The 18,525-nt window shown below is 71.7% G+C and carries 20 protein-coding genes; 10 read left to right on the top strand and 10 right to left on the bottom strand.

From position 1 onward, the window contains the following. The 6 genes from ACFYZ8_RS08850 to ACFYZ8_RS08825 are packed head-to-tail and all read right to left on the bottom strand — an operon-like array spanning position 1 to position 5,187. Positions 1-1,101, bottom strand: coding sequence for an LLM class flavin-dependent oxidoreductase (locus tag ACFYZ8_RS08850; protein ID WP_389049766.1), 1,101 nt, complete (start codon positions 1,099-1,101; stop codon positions 1-3). Between the two features lie 22 nt (positions 1,102-1,123). Further along, a complete protein-coding gene (locus ACFYZ8_RS08845) occupies positions 1,124-2,089 on the bottom strand; it encodes an ABC transporter substrate-binding protein (RefSeq protein WP_388531167.1) in 966 nt (321 codons plus the stop codon). Continuing rightward, the gene (locus ACFYZ8_RS08840; protein WP_388531170.1) at positions 2,086-2,802 is read right to left on the bottom strand and encodes an ABC transporter ATP-binding protein; all 717 of its coding nucleotides are present in this window, start codon (positions 2,800-2,802) and stop codon (positions 2,086-2,088) included. Before ACFYZ8_RS08840 ends, ACFYZ8_RS08845 begins: the two co-directional genes overlap by 4 nt. Before the next feature lie 2 nt (positions 2,803-2,804). Next, positions 2,805-3,659: an ABC transporter permease gene (locus ACFYZ8_RS08835; protein WP_388531173.1), complete on the bottom strand. Its 855-nt coding sequence runs from the start codon at positions 3,657-3,659 to the stop codon at positions 2,805-2,807. Next, complete coding sequence (locus ACFYZ8_RS08830) at positions 3,656-4,495, bottom strand: sulfurtransferase (protein ID WP_388531176.1); 840 nt, start codon at positions 4,493-4,495, stop codon at positions 3,656-3,658. The genes ACFYZ8_RS08835 and ACFYZ8_RS08830 overlap by 4 nt, the downstream gene beginning before the upstream one ends. Then, positions 4,492-5,187: a lysophospholipase gene (locus tag ACFYZ8_RS08825; RefSeq protein WP_359028606.1), complete on the bottom strand. Its 696-nt coding sequence runs from the start codon at positions 5,185-5,187 to the stop codon at positions 4,492-4,494. Before ACFYZ8_RS08825 ends, ACFYZ8_RS08830 begins: the two co-directional genes overlap by 4 nt. 314 nt (positions 5,188-5,501) lie before the next feature. Here ACFYZ8_RS08825 and ACFYZ8_RS08820 point away from each other — a divergent pair, with 314 nt between their 5' ends. After that, positions 5,502-6,350, top strand: a complete 849-nt coding sequence (locus tag ACFYZ8_RS08820) for a LysR family transcriptional regulator (RefSeq protein ID WP_359028607.1) — start codon at positions 5,502-5,504, stop codon at positions 6,348-6,350. Between the two features lie 23 nt (positions 6,351-6,373). Here ACFYZ8_RS08820 and ACFYZ8_RS08815 read toward each other — a convergent pair whose 3' ends face one another. The 4 genes from ACFYZ8_RS08815 to ACFYZ8_RS08800 form a co-directional block, all read right to left on the bottom strand. Continuing rightward, the gene (locus ACFYZ8_RS08815; protein WP_388531180.1) at positions 6,374-7,303 is read right to left on the bottom strand and encodes an acyl-CoA thioester hydrolase/BAAT C-terminal domain-containing protein; all 930 of its coding nucleotides are present in this window, start codon (positions 7,301-7,303) and stop codon (positions 6,374-6,376) included. A 34-nt stretch (positions 7,304-7,337) separates the two neighbouring features. Then, a complete protein-coding gene (locus ACFYZ8_RS08810; RefSeq protein WP_359028609.1) occupies positions 7,338-7,727 on the bottom strand; it encodes a MarR family transcriptional regulator in 390 nt (129 codons plus the stop codon). 77 nt (positions 7,728-7,804) lie between these two features. Next, positions 7,805-8,155 (bottom strand): VOC family protein, encoded by a 351-nt coding sequence (locus ACFYZ8_RS08805; RefSeq protein ID WP_359028610.1) that lies wholly within the window; start codon positions 8,153-8,155, stop codon positions 7,805-7,807. 365 nt (positions 8,156-8,520) lie between these two features. Continuing rightward, entirely contained in the window at positions 8,521-9,552 is a 1,032-nt protein-coding gene (locus ACFYZ8_RS08800) for a LacI family DNA-binding transcriptional regulator (protein WP_388531184.1), read from the bottom strand. 198 nt (positions 9,553-9,750) lie between these two features. Here ACFYZ8_RS08800 and ACFYZ8_RS08795 point away from each other — a divergent pair, with 198 nt between their 5' ends. From ACFYZ8_RS08795 to ACFYZ8_RS08755, 9 genes are all read left to right on the top strand, one after another. Further along, entirely contained in the window at positions 9,751-11,772 is a 2,022-nt protein-coding gene (locus ACFYZ8_RS08795; protein WP_388531187.1) for a beta-galactosidase, read from the top strand. A gap of 233 nt (positions 11,773-12,005) precedes the next feature. Continuing rightward, positions 12,006-12,293 (top strand): winged helix-turn-helix domain-containing protein, encoded by a 288-nt coding sequence (locus ACFYZ8_RS08790; protein ID WP_359028613.1) that lies wholly within the window; start codon positions 12,006-12,008, stop codon positions 12,291-12,293. A gap of 27 nt (positions 12,294-12,320) precedes the next feature. Further along, positions 12,321-13,283, top strand: a complete 963-nt coding sequence (locus tag ACFYZ8_RS08785; protein ID WP_388531190.1) for an SMP-30/gluconolactonase/LRE family protein — start codon at positions 12,321-12,323, stop codon at positions 13,281-13,283. Between the two features lie 167 nt (positions 13,284-13,450). Further along, the gene (gene crcB, locus ACFYZ8_RS08780; RefSeq protein WP_388531192.1) at positions 13,451-13,906 is read left to right on the top strand and encodes a fluoride efflux transporter CrcB; all 456 of its coding nucleotides are present in this window, start codon (positions 13,451-13,453) and stop codon (positions 13,904-13,906) included. A 45-nt stretch (positions 13,907-13,951) separates the two neighbouring features. Further along, entirely contained in the window at positions 13,952-14,329 is a 378-nt protein-coding gene (locus tag ACFYZ8_RS08775) for a DUF190 domain-containing protein (protein WP_388531195.1), read from the top strand. Then, positions 14,326-14,700 carry a fluoride efflux transporter CrcB gene (crcB, locus tag ACFYZ8_RS08770; RefSeq protein ID WP_388531198.1) on the top strand — a complete coding sequence of 125 codons (375 nt, stop codon included), beginning with the start codon at positions 14,326-14,328 and terminating at the stop codon, positions 14,698-14,700. Before ACFYZ8_RS08775 ends, crcB (ACFYZ8_RS08770) begins: the two co-directional genes overlap by 4 nt. Before the next feature lie 73 nt (positions 14,701-14,773). Then, the gene (locus ACFYZ8_RS08765; protein WP_359028618.1) at positions 14,774-15,610 is read left to right on the top strand and encodes an undecaprenyl-diphosphate phosphatase; all 837 of its coding nucleotides are present in this window, start codon (positions 14,774-14,776) and stop codon (positions 15,608-15,610) included. 718 nt (positions 15,611-16,328) lie between these two features. Continuing rightward, a complete protein-coding gene (locus ACFYZ8_RS08760) occupies positions 16,329-17,075 on the top strand; it encodes a FadR/GntR family transcriptional regulator (RefSeq protein WP_359036924.1) in 747 nt (248 codons plus the stop codon). Then, positions 17,072-18,520, top strand: coding sequence for an amino acid permease (locus tag ACFYZ8_RS08755; RefSeq protein ID WP_359036926.1), 1,449 nt, complete (start codon positions 17,072-17,074; stop codon positions 18,518-18,520). The genes ACFYZ8_RS08760 and ACFYZ8_RS08755 overlap by 4 nt, the downstream gene beginning before the upstream one ends. Positions 18,521-18,525 lie beyond the last annotated feature (5 nt).

The following is an 18,525-nucleotide window of genomic DNA, read 5'->3' as shown; positions in this document are numbered from 1 at the left end:
TCAGGCTGCGTGGGCGCCGGCGGCGCGGTGGGCGAGTTCCTGCCGGACCAGCGGCAGGACGTGACGGGCGTAGTCGATGGCGTCGTTCAGCGGGTCGTAGCCGCGGATCGACAGCAGGTCGCAGCCGATGTCGACGTAGTCGAGCAGGGCCTTCGCGACCGTCTCCGGGGAGCCGACCAGGGCGGTCGAGGCGCCGGCCGCGTTGGTGGCGACGGCGGGGGCGGTCCACAGGCAGCGGTCGTGGACCTCGCCGCGGTCGGCGATGTCGAGGAGCCGCTGGGAGCCGACATTGGCCGGGCGGCCCGTGGTGCGGTAGTGCCGCAGCAACTCGGTGTTGCTCGCCTGGTCCTTGAGGACCCCGAGCGTGCGGTGGGCCTTCTCCCAGGCCAGCTCGTCGGTGGCGGCGATGATCGGGCGGAACGACACCCAGATACGGGGGTGCGGGCGCCCGGCGGCGTCGGCGACCGCGTTGACGGCGGCGATCTGCTCGGCCGTCTCCTTGAGCGGCTCGCCCCACAGACCGAAGATGTCGCCCTGCTGTCCGCCGACCCGGTAGGCGTCCTGGGAGGAACCGCCGACGGAGATGGGGATCAGCCCGTTCACCGGCTTCACGTCCGAGTAGTAGCCCTCGAAACGGAAGTACTTGCCCTCGTGGGACACCGGTCCGTCGGACTGCCACACCTTCCTGAGGATCTGGATGTACTCGTCCGAACGCTCGTACCGCTCGGCCTTGTTGAGGTAGTCGCCCTCCCGGCGCTGCTCCTCGTCGCTGCCGCCCGAGATGATGTGGACGGTCAGCCGCCCGTCGCTGATCCGGTCCAGCGTGGCGAGGGCGCGGGACGCGTGGGTCGGGAACACGACACCGGGCCGGTGCGCCAGGATCGGGCGGATGCGCTCGGTGTGCGTGGCCACGAACTGGGCGATCTGGAAGGCGTCCGGGGACGCCGAGTGGTAGGCGACCAGGGTGTGGTCGAAACCGCCGTCGTCCAGGGCACGGGCGTACCTGCGCAGATGGTCGCGGTCGAAGCCGGTGCGGCTCGCGGCGGCGGGCCCCGAGGCCCCGCTGTCGGTGTGGACGGCGCTGATGAACTCGACAGGCATGAGAACTCCGTTGCTGGCAGGGCTACTTGAGAAGTGACGTGTCGGCCGACTTCGCCACGTCGACGTTCGGCTCCAGGACCCCGATGCCGTTCATGAGGTCGGCCACGCCCTGGACGGTGCTGTTCACGTCGTCGGTGATCGGCAGGACCTTGCCGTACGCCGCCGAGGCCAGTGTCTTCGCCACGGTGGCGTCGGCGCCGTTACGGGTCTCGATGGCCTTGGCGTAGGCGTCCTGATGGGTGCTGGTCCAGGTCAGGGCCGTACCGAGGCGCTTGAGGAAGTCGGTCAGCGCGGCCTTCTTCGCGGAGTCGGCCAGGGCCTTGTCGGAGGCGTTGATGAACCCGATGCCGCTCACCCGGCCGTCCGCGCCGTCGACCAGCAGCCTGCCACCTTGCTCCAGGCCGACGGCCTGGTAGACGCCGAAGGTCGCCCAGGCCTTGATCTTCCCGGAGGCGAACGCGGCCTGCGCGTCGGTCGGCAGCAAGTACTGGACCTGTACGTCCTTGTAGTTCAGACCGTTCTGCTTGAGCACGTTGGCCAGCAGGTACTCCGCGACGCTGCCCTTGGCGGAGGACACCACGACCTTCCGGCCCTTCAGGTCCTTCACGCTGTCGATGCCGGAGTCCTTGCGGACCACGATGCCGACATGTGTGCCGTCGTTCTGCAGCGCGGCCACGTTCTTGATCCGCACGCCGCCGCTGAGTGCCTGGAGCGCCGGCAGGTCGGCGGAGTAGCCGGTGTCGGCGGCGCCCGCCTGCACGGCCTGGTAGAGCGGGGCCGCGCCTTCGAACTCGGCCCATTTCACCTTGTACTTGGCCCCTTTGAGGGCGTCCGAGGCGGCGACGATGGTCTGGAGGGTCTTGGCCTGGTCGCCGATGGTGAGGGTGACCTCCTTGGACGAGGCCTCGGCGGACGAGTCGGCGCCGCAGGCCGTCAGCGCCAGCAGGGCGGACAGGCTCAGTGCGGCGGTGGCGAGTCTGCGGATCACGAGGGGGTTCCTTCCAGGGTGCGGGTCACGCCGAGCCAGTTCAGGAGGCGGGCGCGCAGGGAGACGAACTCGGGGGCGGTCAGATCGCGGGCGCGGGGCAGGTCGACGGTGAGCTCGTGGGCGATCCGGCCCCTGTCCATCACCAGCACGCGGTCGGCGAGCAGCAGCGCCTCCTCCACGTCATGGGTGACCAGGAGGATCGCGCAGCCGTGCCGCTGCCACAGCTCGGCCACCAGCTGCTGCACCCGGCCCCGGGTGAGGGCGTCGAGGGCGCCGAACGGCTCGTCCAGGAGCAGCAGTTCGGGCTCGCGGACGAGGGCGCGGGCCAGGGAGACGCGCTGGGCCTGGCCGCCGGAGAGCGTCTTGGGCCAGACGGTCGCGCGGTCCGCGATGCCGACCTCGTCGAGGGCCTTCGCGGCCAGCGCGCGATCGGGTCGCCCGGGAAGCCCGAGGACGACGTTCCGCCACACCTTCAGCCACGGCAGCAGCCGCGGTGACTGGAAGGCGGCACTGCGCCGTGCGGGTACGGTCACCTCGCCGCCGATCTCCTCGTCGAGCCCGGCGAGGATCCTCAGCAGCGTCGACTTCCCGCAACCGCTGTGCCCGAGCAGGGCCACGAACTCACCCTCACGGATGTCGAGATCGAGGTCGTGCAGGACGGTGTGTCCGTCGAAGGACCGTGAAAGCCCCCGGATCTCCACGCTGTTGGCCATGGCTACGCCTCGCCCTCGAAGTTGGCCCGCCAGGTCAGCAGCCGGCGGGAAAGGATCCGTACGGCGAAGTCGCAGGCGAGACCGAGCAGCGCGTACACGACGAGGCAGAGCACGATGACGTCCGTACGGAAGTACTGCTGGGCGTTGCTCATCAGATAGCCGAGCCCCGCGTCCGCGTTGATCTGCTCGGCGAAGACCAGCGCCAGCCACGCCGTGGACAGCGCGTACCGGAGCCCCACGAGAGCGCCGGGGAGCGCGCTCGGCAGGATCACGTACGTGATCAGTCCGAGTCTGCCGAGGCCCATCATCCGCGCGGCCTCGACGAGTTGGGCGTCGGTGGCACGGATCCCGCCGTAGATGTTGAAGTACAGGGGATAGGTCACGCCGAGCGCGACCAGGGCGATCTTCGGGGTCTCCTCGATCCCGAACCAGACGATGAACAGCGGGATCAGACCCACCCACGGGATCGCCCGGAACATGCCCATCGAGGAGTCGATGACATCCTCACCGAGCCGGAACAGCCCGGCGAGGAGGGACAGAACCAGTGCGATCGTCGCCCCGATCAGGAAGCCGGTCGCGGCCCTGCGGCCCGACGCGGCGACGGCACTGGGGAGTTCACCGTTCCTCGTGAGCTCGACGGCCTGCTCGACGACGTCGACGGGGGAGGCCAGCACCGACTCCGGGAGGACTCCGGTGGCCGAGGTCAGGAACCACAGGAGGACGAGACCGACGGGGCCCGCCGCCCTTCGCACGGAGCGGGGGACCGTGAAGCGGCTGCCGCCCTTCACGGTGCCACGGATGGTGACCCGGGCGGGTTTCGCCGAGGGAGCCTGCGGCGCTGCCGCGTGCGTCGTCATAGCCGGCTCCCCTTCGCGACCGGGCGTACGGGATCGGCGGACCAGGCCGACCAGGAGCCGGGGAAGAGGGCGGCCTCGAACCCGGCGATCTCCAGCGCGGCGATCTGATGGGCCGCGGTCACGCCCGAACCGCAGTACACGCCGATGCGTTCCGCCGTGCCGGCGCCTCGCTCCTCGAACCGCTTGCGCAGCTCCTCGGCCGGGAGGAACGTGCCGTCCGCCGCGAGGTTCTCGCCGGTCGGCGCGGACACGGCACCGGGGATGTGACCCGCGCGCGGGTCCACCGGCTCCACCTCACCGCGATAACGCTCATCGGCCCGGGCGTCCAACAGCAGTCCCGAGACAGTGAGTCCGGCCGCCCCGTCCGCGTCGACCACAGGAAGTGCGCCCGCCCGCAGGACGACATCACCCCGCGGCGGATCGGCCGGCAGCCCCGACTCCAGAGGCAGTCCCGCGGCACGCCAGGCACCGAGCGCCCCGTCGAGCAGGGTCACTTCGCCGAGCCCCGCGTACCGCAGGAGCCACCAGGCCCGGGCGGCGGCCGTGTTGCCCAGGTCGTCGTAGAGCACGACCTGCCGGCCCTGCCGCAGGCCCCACCCGCGTGCCGCCTCCTGGAGGTCCTCGATCGCGGGCAGCGGATGCCGGCCGCCCTCGGGGCTCGGTGCGGACGCCAGCTCGGTGTCCAGGTCGACGTAGACCGCGCCCGGGATGTGTCCCTCCACGTAGTGCGCGCGGCCGTGCGGGTCGCCGAGAGCCCAGCGGACGTCCAGCAGCGCCGGAGGGGTGTCGGAGGCGAGCAGTGCGCGGAGCTCCGCGACGGTGGTCGTGACGGTCATGCGCGCTCCTCGGCGATCAGGGGCAGCTCGGGGGACAGCCGCAGCCGTTCCAGGAAGAGGACGACCGTGGCGGCGACGGTGCGGTGCAGGGCGTCGTTGAGGACGTCGTGCCGACCGCCGTCGAAGAGGACGGTGCGCGCTCCCGCGTACGCGGTGAGCGCCTTGTCGACCGGGCTCACCGTGTCGTCCTTGCCGTGCAGGGCGAGGACGGGAACCTGTACGCGGTCGAGGGGGAGTCCCGGCGGTTCCGGAGCCGGGCCGAGCGCGCCCCGCCGGAAGTCCGGGTCCTCCGTCAGGCGCCGCTGGTGGGTCGGGCAGGCGGTGCGGGCCTCGACCTCGGCCTCCCAACTCCCGCCCGTCCAGGGGGCGGTGGGCAGACCGGCCAGGATCAGGGCGTCGACACCCGCCGTACGCTCCGCGGCCAGCCGGGCGGCGTACACAGCGCCGGTGTCCGAGCCGACCAGCACCTTCGGGCCGGGCAGCGACTCGTCGGCGAGCAGCTTGGCCGCCTCGTCGAGCACGGAGGGGTCGGCGGACGCGTCGCCCAGGGCGCGGACCCGGTAGGCGTCGAAGGCGAGCCGGCGGCCGAACCGCTCGTACACACCACCGTGTTCACCACGGCCGGCCAGCACGATCAGGGTGCCGCGCGCGGCGAGACCTTCGGGTTCGTCCCAGGAGAAAGAAGAGGGCATGAGGAGGCAACTCCCGTGTCAGGGCAGGAAAGTGTGCAGACAGGAGGGGCTGTCACGTGTCAGTGCGGAAAGACGTGATCAGCGAGGAAGAGAAGAAAGGCGGCGGCCGGGGGCCGGATGAAGGTCAGCGACAGCGCGCGCTGCACGCCACGCCGAAGTCGATGACTCGGCGCTGCGTCAGAAGGGCAGCAGTGGTGGTCGCGTGCAGCATGCGTTCATGATGACCGACGGTGACGGACCGCGTCCAACGACGATTCCGCATCGAAACCGATCAGGGATCGCGATCGATCGCGCCGAGCGGCTAGGGTCACGACATGCCCCAACCCGTCCTGGACCTCGTGGCCCTGCGCAGTCTGACCGCGATAGCCGACTGGGGTGGCTTCCACCGCGCCGCCCAGGCGCTCGCCCTGAGTCAGTCCGCGGTCAGCCAGCATGTGCGCAAGCTGGAGAAGGTCCTGGGCCGTCCGGTCGTCGAGCGCGAGGGACGCGGCACCCGCTTCACCCCGGAGGGGCGTCTGCTCCTCGAACAGGCCCGCCGGATCCTCGCCGTCCACGACGAGGCCGTGCGCACGCTCCTCGGCGCCGACGGGGACACCGTCACCATCGGCTCGACCGAGCACGCCGCCGACCAGTTCCTGCCCCGGCTGACCGCTGCCGTCGAGGCGGTGCGTCCCGGCTGCCGGGTCCGCTTCCGCATCGACCGCTCGGCCCGGCTCGTGGAGGCCGTCGAGCGCGGGAGCGTCGATGTCGCGGTGTACGTCACCGAGGCCGCGGCCACGGAGGGCACCCGGGTCGGCGGTCTGCCGCTGACCTGGCACGCCGTACCCGGCTGGGAGCCGCCGCGGGCGCCGGATCCGGTGCCGCTGGTGGCCATCGAGGACCCGTGCGCGATCCGGCGCCGTGCCATCGCGACACTGGCCGCGCGCGGGGTGCCCGCCACGGTCGTCGGCGACGCCGGCTACCTCGCGGGCGTGCTGGACATCGCCCGCACCGGCCAGGGCGTCGCGCTGCTCGCGGCGGTGGGTCCGGCCCCCGACGGCCTGATCCCGTACGACGGCCTCCCGGAGGTCACCCCGATCCCGATGAGCGCCCTCGCCCGCCCGGGGGCGGACCCGGCGACAGTGGAGGCCGCCTTCACCGCCGTACGGGAGTTGTTGGCGTAGGACGTGTTCCGCGCCCGGACCGGTCAGTTGCTCCTGGACACGGACACGGACACGGACACGGACGCGGACCCCGTGAGACGCAGCGCGTCGACGACCGGCGCCCAGGCCAGTTCGCCGAGCAGGGCGTCGGCGTCCGGGGTCCCGCCGTAGAGGAACGACGGTGAGGACTCGGCGGGGCCCTCGCCGGGGAAGCGCGGGCGGTGCCCGGCGTCGGGGTGGGTGATGAGGTGGACCGGGGCTCCGGCGGCCCGACGGCGTGTGGCCAGTTGTTCGGCGTACCGCAGCGAGGGCCACATGGCGTCATCGCCGCCTGCTATGAGGAGTACGTCGGCGCGGGCCCGTTCCACCGGGATCGCGGCGGCGTCCAGGCGGGTGGTGAAGGTCCGCTCGCTGAGGTCGTACCAGCCGCGGATGGCGACCGGACCGTCGGCCTGCTCGCGCGGTCGCCGCCAGGTGTCGTCCATCGGCACGAACGGCAGCGGCCGCCCCTGCCAGGTCCAGGAGGACCGGTACGGATGACGGCGGCCGTCGAGACCGGGTCCGACGTTGCACCAGACCAGCGCCGTCGGTGATACGGCGACCACCACGTCCACCAGCGGTTCGTGCACCGCCGTGAGCAGTGCGGCCTCGGCGCCCTTGGACACACCGAGAACGCCGACGCGCTCCACTCCGCGCGAGCGCAACAGGTCCACCGCCGCGACGAACGTCTCCAGGGGGATCTCACAGATCCCGGCCGGCTGGCCGGGCCCGCCGAACCAGCGCAGGGCGAGGGCGACAAGGCCCTGCCGGGCGAGAAGCCGCGCCCGCCGCCGGTCGACCCGCCCGCTCGACCCCGCGAGGACCAGCACCCCGGCGCGACTGCCCCCGGCCGGCTCCAGCAGTACCCCTTCCCAGGGAGCGGTCACCTCGTGCTCGGTGACGTGTCCATCGGCAGGGCCTGGTCCTACGGTCATGAGGCGAGGCTGTCCGGCTCCAGGGGGCGAGTGGCTAGCCGTCGAGCATCCTCGCCAGCACCCCGCGCTGCAGCGGCAGTACCTCGGAGTGCAGATCGCGGCCCTTGCGGGTGAGGGACACCCATACGCCCCGCCGGTCCTCGACGCACACGGACCGCTCCACCAGCCCGTCCTTCTCCAGGCGGCCGATCAGCCGGGACAGCGCGCTCTGGCTGAGATGCACCCGGCCGACGAGGTTCTGCACCCGGCACTGGTCGCCCTCCCGGGGGGACTCGGTGGCGAGGATGTCGAGCACCTCGAAATCGCTCGCGCCCAGCCCGTGGGGGTGCAGCACGCGGTCGATCTCGCACATCGTGCGCGCATGCACCGACAGGATGTCCCGCCACCGCTCCTCAAGGCCGGTCCCGACCGTGTTCACCGCCATACATGCACGGTAACACCGATCCGGCCATTTGTTGCTTGCGCAACTAGTGCGTGCGCAAGGAATCGCAAGGAAACGGGTCAGGACTGCGGATCCTGGGTGATCCCCACCAGGTTTCCGTCCGCGTCCTTGACGAAGGCGATCAGCTTGCCGCCGCCGACGTCCTGGACGTCCTGCAAGGTCTCCGCCCCGGCCGCCACCAGTGCGGCGAGCGTGGCGCGGATGTCCTCCACGTGCCAGTAGGGCACCGGGCCGGTCATGCCCCGGGCGTGCCCGTTCGGGTCGAGGCCGACGTCCTGCCCCGCGTCCTTGAAGCCGACGTAGTAGGGCTCGTCCGCGTACGGCTCCACGCCCAGCAGTGCGCCGAACAGGGCCTTCGCCGCGGCCAGGTCCTTGACGGGGTAGATGATCGTCTTGAGGCCGGCAGTCATGGTGTGCTCCTCGGTGTGGTGTCCCCGACCGTCCGTGTCGGTGGTGGTTTCACGCTAAGCCGGGGGAGGGGAGGCGCGCTTCTCCGATCCTGACCGGTCGGCGGGTCGGCGGGTCGGCGGGTCGGCGGGTCGGCGGGTCGGCGGGTCGGCGGCCCGCTGGCGGCGGGGGGGGGGGGCATCCGGGGCGCGGTGACCATGCATGTCGACTTCCGACGGTTCTCAACAACCGGATCGCCGAGCATCGCGCACGCCCCGAACCGAGCCGTCTGCCCGGAGCCCCGCCGCCGTCGCGGCGCCAGTCACCGGGCCCTGAATCAGGCCCCTCAGGTGAAGCACGCGCTCGCTCCTCAGGTGAAGCACGCCCCTCAGGTCGACTCCCGCCGCACCAGCTCCGTAGGAAGGATCACCGCCGCCGGATCCTCCCCGCCCAGCTGGGCCAGCAGCAGCCGCACCATCTCGGCGCTGATGCGGTCGTAGGGCTGGCGGATCGTGGTGAGCGGGGGCGTGGCCTCCGTCGCCGCGATGGAGTCGTCGAAGCCGCCGACGGCCACGTCCTCGGGGACACGGCGGCCCGCGCGGCGCAGGGCGGTCAGGGCGCCCAGGGCCATGAGGTCGGAGGCGACGAACACGGCGTCGAGGTCCGGGGCCCGGGCCAGCAGCCGCTCGGCGCCCGCCTCTCCGGCCGCCCGGCTGTAGTCGCCGGAGACCACGAGCCGCTCGTCGATCTCGACGCCCGCCTCCGCCAGTACCTCCTTGTAGCCGGCGAGACGGTCGACACCGCCGGGCGAGTCCAGCGGGCCGGTCACGATGCCGATCCGGCGGCGGCCCAGGGACAGCAGGTGGCGCACCATGTCACGGGCGCCGTCACGGTCGTCGGCCGCCACGTAACTCACCTTGGAGCCGGACCGCATGGGCTTGCCGCACTGCACGACGGGCACGCCCGCCTTGTGCAGCTCCTCGGCCACCGGGTCGGCGGAGTGGCTGGTCACCAGCAGCACGCCGTCGAGGTGGCCCGCCGTGATGAACCGCTTGATCCGGCGGCGCTCGTCCTCCGTCCCCGCCAGCATCAGCAGCAGCGGGATGTCGTGCGCGGCCAGCGCCTGGGTGCAGCCGCGCAGCAGGACGTTGAAGTTGGGGTCCTCGAAGAACCGCTCCTGGGGCTCCGTGAGCAGGAAGCCGACCGAGTCGGAGCGGCCGGTGATCAGTGAGCGGGCGTGCCGGTTGACGACGTAACCGGTCTTGCGGATGGCGGCGTTGACCGCCTCCAGGGCGGGAGGGCTGACGTAGTGTCCGCCGTTGAGCACACGCGAGACGGTGCCGCGCGAGACCCCGGCCTCGCGGGCCACGTCGTGGATCGTCGGCGGTCTGCGCCGGGCCCCCGCATTGTTCATGGTCACGACTCTAAGGCCCCCGGGGCGGCGCGGGGGGTGCTCGGGCGGCGGGGTGGCGCGCGTGGGATGCGGCGCTACTGGGATCGTGCACAGAAAAGTGTGCTGCCAGACACTTGGCAAGGCTTGCCTCGGTACGGTTATCTTGGGCCGCAGGCTTCCGAAGCCGTGTGTGCACGTTCCCAACCACTCGAAACGGGAGAGACCATGCCGGAGACCACCCCCAGGGGCCTCACCAGGCTTGCCTTCGGCGGGGACTACAACCCGGAGCAGTGGCCCGAGAGCGTCTGGGACGAGGACGTCCGGCTGATGCGCGAGGCCGGGGTCACCATGGTCAGCGTCGGGATCTTCTCCTGGGCGCTCCTGGAGCCGGAACCGGGCGGGTACGACTTCGGCTGGCTGGACCGGATTCTCGCCCTGCTGCACGAGAACGGCGTCCGCGTCGACCTCGGCACGCCCACCGTCGTCCCGCCCGCCTGGTTCTACCGCGCCCACCCCGACGCGCTGCCCGTCACCGCCGACGGCACCCGCCTCGCGTTCGGCTCACGCGGCGCCATCTGCCACAGCAACAGCGCCTACCGCGCGGCCGCCGCGAACATCACCACCAAGCTCGCCGAGCGCTACGCCGACCACCCGGCCCTCGCGATGTGGCACGTGCACAACGAGTACGGCGTCCCCGTCTCCGCCTGCTACTGCGACTCCTGCGCCGCCCACTTCCGCCGCTGGCTCACCACGACGTACGGCGGTGTCGACGGCGTCAACAAGGCCTGGGGCACCGCCTTCTGGGGCCAGCACTACACGAGCCTCGACCAGATCGACCCGCCGCGCACCGCGGCCACCGTCGGCAACCCCGGCCAGGCGCTGGACTACAAGCGGTTCGCCGACGCCACCATGCGCGAGAACTTCGTGACCGAGCGGGACATCCTGCACCGGCTCTCCCCGGGCGTCCCGGTCACCACCAACTTCATGACCGCGCTCAGCCAGTGCGACTCCGTCGACTACTGGGCCTGGGGCCGTGAGGTGGACATCGTCACCAACGACCACTACCTCATCACCGACGGCCGCCGCACCCACGTCAACCTCGCGATGGCCGCCGACCTGACCCGCTCCGTCGCGGGCGGCGCCCCCTGGATCCTGCTGGAGCACTCCACCTCCGGCATCAACTGGCAGCCCCGCAACCCCGCCAAGGCCCCCGGCCAGATGGCCCGCAACTCCCTGGCGCACGTGGCCCGCGGCTCCGAGGGCGCCATGTTCTTCCAGTGGCGCCAGTCCCGGCGCGGCGCCGAGAAGTTCCACTCGGCGATGGTCCCGCACGGCGGCACCGACACGCGCGTGTGGCGCGAGGTCGTCGAACTGGGCGCCTCCCTCGACTCGTTGAGCACGATCCGCGGCGCCCGCACCCAGGCGGACGTGGCCGTCCTGTGGGACTGGCAGTCCTGGTGGGCGCAGAACCTCGACTGGCGCCCCAGCGAGGACCACGACGCACGCGAGCGCGCCGACGCCTTCTACGAGGCCCTCTACGACCGCCACCTCACGGTCGACTTCGCCCACCCCGAAGCCGACTTGTCGGCTTATCCCCTTGTCGTCGTCCCCGCCCTGTACCTGATGACGGAGGCCGCGGGACGCAACCTCAAGGAGTACGTCGAGAACGGCGGCACCCTCGTCGTCTCGTACTTCTCCGGCATCGTCGACGAACACGACGCCGTCCACGCGGGCGCGTACCCGGGCGCGCTCAGGGACGTCCTGGGCCTGACCGTCGAGGAGTTCTCACCGCTGCTGCCGGGCCAACTGGTGCGCATCACCGGCCCCGACGGCTCCGAACTCACCGGCGACGTGTGGACCGAGTTCGTGGTGCCGCGCGGCGCCGAGACCGTGTGGACGTACGCCGACGGCCCGGCCGCCTCCCACCCCGCCGTCACCCGGCACCGGCACGGCGACGGCACCGCCTGGTACGTCTCCACCCGCCTGGCCGCCCAGGGCCTCGACGCGCTGCTCGGCTGGGCCGGAGAGGACGCACAGCTGCCCTCCCGCGCCGACCTGCCCCACGACGTGGAGGTGGTCCGACGCAACGGAGAGTCCGGTTCCTACGTCTTCGTGATCAACCACACCGCGTCGGAGGCCAAGGTGCCCCTGGACGCGGCGGGCACGGAACTGCTGACCGGCGAACGCACCGCGGACCGCCTCGCCGTCCTGGCCGGCGCCGTGCGGGTCGTACGACTCGACGGCTGAACCGACTCCCCTCCGCCCGCGAGACCACGAGCCGCGGGCGGAGGGGGCCTCACCCCCGAACCGTCCCCACCGCCGCCGGGAGCGGCGGATTTCCCTCTCTGCGCCGCCGTGCGCGCCGAACAGCCCGCTGTCACGGAGGAGTTCGATCTCGGACAAGCTCGGTGACTCCGGGACACGGCGCCTACGGCTGCGGGACAGTGGACACACGCAGAGGGAGGGGCGGAGGGGACGACATGTTGAGGACTCCGGCCGACCAGCGGCGCCTGGACATCCTGGAGTGGCTGAAGGACCCGGCCGCCCACTTCCCGCCGCAGCAGCGCGGCGACCCCGCCCAGGACGGAGTCACCGCCCGCGCGGTCGCGGGCAAACTCGGCGTGCCGCGCTCGGTCGCCCGGAGCCACCTCGGCCTGCTCGTGGACATCGGCCTGCTGCGCACCAGGAGAATCCGGTGGCGCACGTACTACCGTCGCGACGAGATGCGCATCGCCGAGGTGGCGCGCATGTTCGAGAAGGGCTGGTAGCGACCCGTACCGAAAGGGCAGGCACCGATGGACCGTCCCACCGCACTGACTCCCCGCCACTACGTCGCGATCGGCGGCCACGGTCCCGAGGACGTCGTCGCCGACGCCCGCGGCCGGGTCCTCACCGGCGTGGCGGACGGGCGCATCCTGCGCGTCGACGGACTGACGCAGCCCCTCGCCGCCCGCGTCGAGGTGCTCGCTGACACCGGCGGCAGGCCGCTCGGCCTCGAACTCCTCCCGGACGGCGCCCTGTTGGTGTGCGACGCGGAACGCGGACTGCTGGGCGTCGACCTCGCCGACGGCACCGTACGCGTCATCGCCGACGAAGTGGCGGGGGAGCGGCTGCGGTTCACCAGCAACGTGGTCGCGCTGTCCGACGGCAGCGTGTACTTCACCGTCTCCAGCCGCCGTCACCCCCTGGACCACTGGATCGGCGACATCGTCGAACACACCGGCACCGGCCGCCTGCTGCGCCTGTCGCCCGGCGACGACACCCCCGAAGTCCTCCTGGAGGGGCTCCAGTTCGCGAACGGGCTCGCCGCGAGCGCCGACGAGTCCTTCCTGGTCGTCGCCGAGACCGGGGCCCGCCGTCTCACCCGCTACTGGCTCGACGGACCGCAGGCCGGACGCGCCGAGCCCCACGCCGAGAACCTCCCGGGCATGCCCGACAACATCTGGCGCGGCGGACCCGACGGCCCGATCTGGGTCTCCCTCGCCGGACCCCGCATCCCCCCGCTCGAGCTGCTGCACCGCGCCGCCCCGCCCGTCCGCAGGGCCGCCGCCCGAGTCGCCGTGCACGCCCCGTACCGGCCCACCGCCGGCATCGGCGTCCTCGCGGTCGACGACGAGGGCCGCACGGTCCACCACCTCACCCGCCGCAGCCCCCGCTTCCGCATGGTCACCAGCGTCTGCGAGGCCTCAGGACACCTGGTCCTCGGCAGCCTGTGGGAGCACGGCATCGCCCTGTGCGAGCCGCCCGCCGCGAAGTGACCCCGGCGGCGCCCCGGCGTTACGCTGGTCCTCGGTCGCGATCACCCTCGCGGCACGGCGGTGGGGCCCGCCGTACCCGAACCGCGGCGAAGGCGCCGCCAACGGTCCCTACTCGCGATCGAGCGCGCCCGCAGGCCCGGGCCCCGGCGAGCAGGAGAGACACGACCATGACAGCCCCGGAGAGCGTGCGCGCACCCGCCGGGCCCCCGCGCCGGTCCAGCCGGCAGGGCCAGGCACCCGTGGTCGCGGTGGTCGCGCTCGGCGGCGCCCTGGGCGCCACGGCCCGGTACGCCCTCGCCCTCCACTGGCCCACCCCGCCCGGCGGCTTCCCCTGGGCGACCTTCTGGACCAACGTCATCGGCTGTGCCGTCATCGGCGTGTTCATGGTCGTCATCACCGACATCCGGGCCGCCCACCGCCTGGTCCGCCCCTTCTTCGGCACCGGCGTCCTCGGCGGCTTCACCACCTTCTCCACCTACGCCGTCGACATCCAGAAACTCCTCGACCACGGCAGGGCAGCCACCGGCCTGGCCTATCTCGCCGCGACCCTGCTCGCGGCCCTCACGGCGGTGTGGCTCGCGTCCACGGCGGCCCGCCGCGTCCTGAAGCGGAGGCAGCCATGAAGGAGGCAGCCATGAAGTGGAGGCAGTCATGAAGTGGAGGCAGTCATGACGAGGCTGACCGGCAACGCCCTGCGCCTGACCGTCTACATCGGCGAGAACGACACCTGGCACCACAAGCCCCTCTACTCCGAGATCGTGCACCGCGCCCACGCCGCGGGACTCGCCGGGGCCAGCGTCTTCCGCGGCATCGAGGGCTTCGGCGCCTCCTCCCTGATCCACACCTCCCGGCTGCTCTCCCTCAGCGAGGACCTGCCGGTGGCCGTCGTCGTCGACACCGAGACGCGCGTACGGGAGTTCCTGCCGCAGCTCGACGAACTCGTCACCGAGGGCCTGGTGACACTCGACGACTGCGAGGTCATCCGGTACGTCGGGCGCGACGAGAACCAGGACATAGCGGGCACGAAGGGTAAGAACTGGTTGTGAACTGGCTGCTGGTCGTCACGGGTGCCATGGTCGGCGCCCCGCTGCGCTATCTCACCGACCGCGCGGTGCAGTCGCGGCACGACTCGGTCTTCCCCTGGGGCACCTTCGCCGTCAACGTCACGGGCTGCCTGATCCTCGGCCTGCTCACCGGCGCGGTGGCCGCGGGGGCGGCCGGATCCCACCTCCAGCTCCTCCTGGGCACCGGCCTGTGCGGGGCCCTGACCACGTACTCCACCTTCTCCTACGAGACCCTCCGGCTCACCGAGACCGGGGCACGCTTCTACGCCGCGGCCAACGCGGTCGCGAGCGTGGTGGCCGGTCTCGGGGCGGCTTTCGCGGGGGTGGCTCTGGCCCACGTCGTGTGGGCGTAGGCATCGACGCTTGTCCGTGTGTAGTAAGACTGTGGCCTCCGCACCTGCCTTCCCCTGAGAAGAACTGGATCCCATGAGCGTCATCAGCGTCGGTCAGGCCGTCGTCCTCGGAGCCGTCGAGGGGGTGACCGAGTTCCTTCCCGTCTCCTCGACCGGCCATCTGAAGATCGTCGAGGGGCTGATGGACATCCCCGTCGACAACGACGCCGTCGTCGGGTTCTCGGCCGTCATCCAGGTCGGTGCGATCGCCGCCGTGCTCGTGTACTTCTTCAAGGACATCGTGCGGATCGTCTCCGCGTGGGGGAGAGGTCTGGTCAACAAGGAGGAGCGCTACCACCACGACTACAAGTTCGCCTGGTGGGTGATCGCCGCGACCATCCCGATCGTCATCGTCGGCCTCGCCGCCAAGCCGCTCATCGAGGGGCCGCTCGCCTCCCTGTGGGTGGTCGCGGGCTCCCTGATCGTCGGCAGCGGCGTGATGTGGGCGGCGGACCAGATGGGCCGGCACAAGCGCGGTGAGGACGACACCACCTTCAAGGACGCCATGCTGGTCGGCAGCTCACAGATCCTCGCCCTGCTCTTCCCCGGCTTCTCCCGCTCCGGCGCCACCATGTCCACGGCCCTGATCCTCGACCTGGACCGCGTCGCCGCCACCCGCCTCTCCTTCTTCCTCGGCATCCCCGCGCTCACCGGCGCCGGCATCTACGAGCTCAAGGACGCCCTGGGCACGGGCGTGGGCGCGGCCCCGCTCGCCGTCGGCACGGCCGTCTCCTTCGTCGTGGCCTACGCCTCCATCGCCTGGCTGCTGAAGTTCGTGGCCAAGCACTCCTTCAACGCCTTCGTGATCTACCGGATCGTCGTGGGCCTGCTGCTGTTCGGGCTGCTGGCCACGGGGACGCTGGACAGCTGAGCGTTCGTTGGGGTCGCGGTCGGGTGCCACGGGGTGGCTGCGGCTCTGAGGTGTGAGGCCGTCGATCGTTTCGAGGGTGCTCTGGGGCCGGTCGTCGTGGGGGCGTTCGGCGGTCGTGGTCCGTAGGGCGGCTGTGGCCACGGGGTGTGCCGCCCACGTCCGGCGCGGGGGGCGCTCTGCGGCCGGTCGTCGTGGGGGCGTTCGGCGGTCTTGGTCGGCGGGGCGGCTGCGGCCACGGCGTGCGCCGCCGTCGACCGGCGCGGGAGCGCCGGGCAGCCGTCCGTCGCCGGGCGCGGCCGTTGGCGGTCGTGGTGCCGCGGTGGGCCTGGGGTGACGGAGCGCGGGGCCGTCGATCGGTCCGGAGCGGCTGCGCGTCGCGCGGATCCGCGAGGTACGACACTCCGGCTCACCGTGCGGCTCCTGAGCGCCTCGCCCGCGTGCGGCAGGGGCAGCGAGCCCGCCTTCCACGCGAGCTACTGCTGGGTGTACCGGCGTCCGCGTCCGCCTGTCGCATCACCCCGACCCTCGCCTGTTTCCGCTACGGCCCGGACGCCTTGGAAGGCTGCCCGGCGGGCGTGGCGTGGGAGGACGGGCTCACCCACCCCGACAGTGCGCCTGTACCTGCCTCGCCCGCGGACACGAACCCCGGCAACGCCCCGCACCCCGCACCCCCCCGCCCCCTTGACAGCACCCTCCCACCCCCCGGAGTATCACTCCCGTGAACCTGTCAGACAGCCGGACAGCCAGTCAGCCGCCCAGGCGCGTCAGCGCCATGGAGGCGGTGCTGGCGCATCTGCGTGCCGCCATCGAGCGGGGGGAGTACGCCATCGGCGACAAGCTCCCCTCCGAGGCGGAGCTCTGCCGCACCCTGGAGATCAGCCGGCCCGTCCTGCGCGAGGCCCTCAGGGCCCTGCAGACCATGGGGCTGACCGTCTCCAAGACCGGCAAGGGCACCTTCGTCGTGGCCGACGCCGTGGAGGACCCCACGTTCGGCGACTACGCGGCCAGCGACCTGCTGGAAGTGCGCCGCCACGTCGAGATCCCGGTCGCCGGGTACGCGGCCCGGCGCCGCACCCCGGAGAACCTCGACCACCTGGCCCACCTCCTGGACCGGATGGAGCGGGAGACCGACACCACGGCGTGGGTCGCGATGGACACCCTCTTCCACCTCGCCGTGGCGGAGGCCGCCCAGAACCCGGTGTTCCGCCGGGTCATCGAGGAGATCCGGGACGCACTGGCGCGTCAGTCGGCCTTCCTCAACGAACTGGGCGGTCGCCGGGAGCAGTCCAACCGCGAGCACCGCGCGATCGTCGAGGCGCTGATCGACGGTTCCGAGCACGACGCGGTCGAGGCGATGTCCCACCACCTCGACCGCGTCGAGACCACCCTCACCGACATCGTGCGTTCCCCGAACACGGGCACGGACAGCACGGACACCCCCACGGAAGGCGAGTCCCAGGCGTGAGCGAGCAGTCCCTGCACGACGGCGTGCAGAAACGTTCCGGCCATGTCGACGCCGGAGACGAGGGCTACAGCAAGTCCCTCAAGTCACGACACGTCAACATGATCGCCATCGGCGGAGCCATCGGCACCGGCCTCTTCCTCGGCGCCGGCGGCCGCCTCGCCGACGCCGGCCCCTCCCTGTTCATCGCCTACGCGGTCTGCGGCGTCTTCGCCTTCCTCGTCGTCCGCGCCCTCGGCGAACTCGTCCTGTACCGGCCCTCCTCCGGCGCCTTCGTGTCGTACGCCCGGGAGTTCCTCGGCGAGAAGGGCGCCTACGTCGCCGGCTGGATGTACTTCCTGAACTGGGCCACCACCGGAATCGCCGACATCACCGCCGTCGCGCTCTACACCCACTACTGGGGCATGTTCTCCGACATCCCGCAGTGGGTGATCGCCCTGGTCGCGCTCGCGGTCGTCCTCACCGTCAACCTCATCTCGGTGAAGATGTTCGGCGAGCTGGAGTTCTGGTTCGCCATCATCAAGGTGGGCGCGCTCGTGGCGTTCATGCTGATCGGCATCTTCCTCCTGGCGACCCAGCACCCGATCGACGGCCACCACCCCGGCCCGTCCCTCATCACCGACAACGGCGGCGTCTTCCCCAACGGCCTGCTGCCCATGCTGCTGATCATCCAGGGCGTCGTCTTCGCCTACGCCTCCGTCGAACTGGTCGGCGTCGCCGCGGGCGAGACCGAGAACCCCGAGAAGATCATGCCCAAGGCGATCAACTCGATCATGTGGCGCGTCGGCCTCTTCTACGTCGGCTCGGTGCTCCTGCTGTCGATGCTGCTGCCCTGGAACAAGTACACGGGCAGCGAGAGCCCCTTCGTGACCGTCCTGTCCAACATCGGCATCCCGGCAGCCGGCGGAGTGATGAACCTCGTCGTCCTCACCGCGGCCATGTCCTCGCTCAACTCCGGCCTCTACTCCACCGGCCGCATCCTGCGCTCCATGGCCATGTCCGGCTCGGCGCCCAGGTTCACGGGCGTGATGAGCCGCAGCCAGGTCCCCTACGGCGGCATCCTGCTCACCAGCGGCGTCTGCGTCCTCGGCGTCGGCCTCAACTACGTGGTCCCCGCCGACGCGTTCGAGATCGTGCTGAACTTCGCCGCCATCGGCATCCTCGCCACCTGGGGCATGATCATGGTCTGTCACCTGCTCTTCTGGCAGAAGACCGAGAAGGGCGACCTGACCCGCCCCGGCTACCGACTGCCGGGATCCCCCTGGACCGAACTCGTGACGCTGGCCTTCCTCGCCTCCGTCCTGGTCCTCATGTACGCCGACGGCGGCGCCGGCCGCACCACCGTGCTGTGCCTCCCGCTGATCGTCGCGGCCCTGGTCGCCGGCTGGTTCGCCGTCCGCGGCCGGGTGGCCCGCACGTCCACCGAGACCGAGTCCACCGGCGCGTGATCGCC

The sequence above is a fragment of the Streptomyces sp. NPDC001668 genome (assembly GCF_042893155.1).
Lineage (GTDB): Bacteria > Actinomycetota > Actinomycetes > Streptomycetales > Streptomycetaceae > Streptomyces.
The sequence above is the reverse complement of the archived record's forward strand: the minus strand, read 5'-3'. Positions and strand labels throughout refer to the sequence as shown.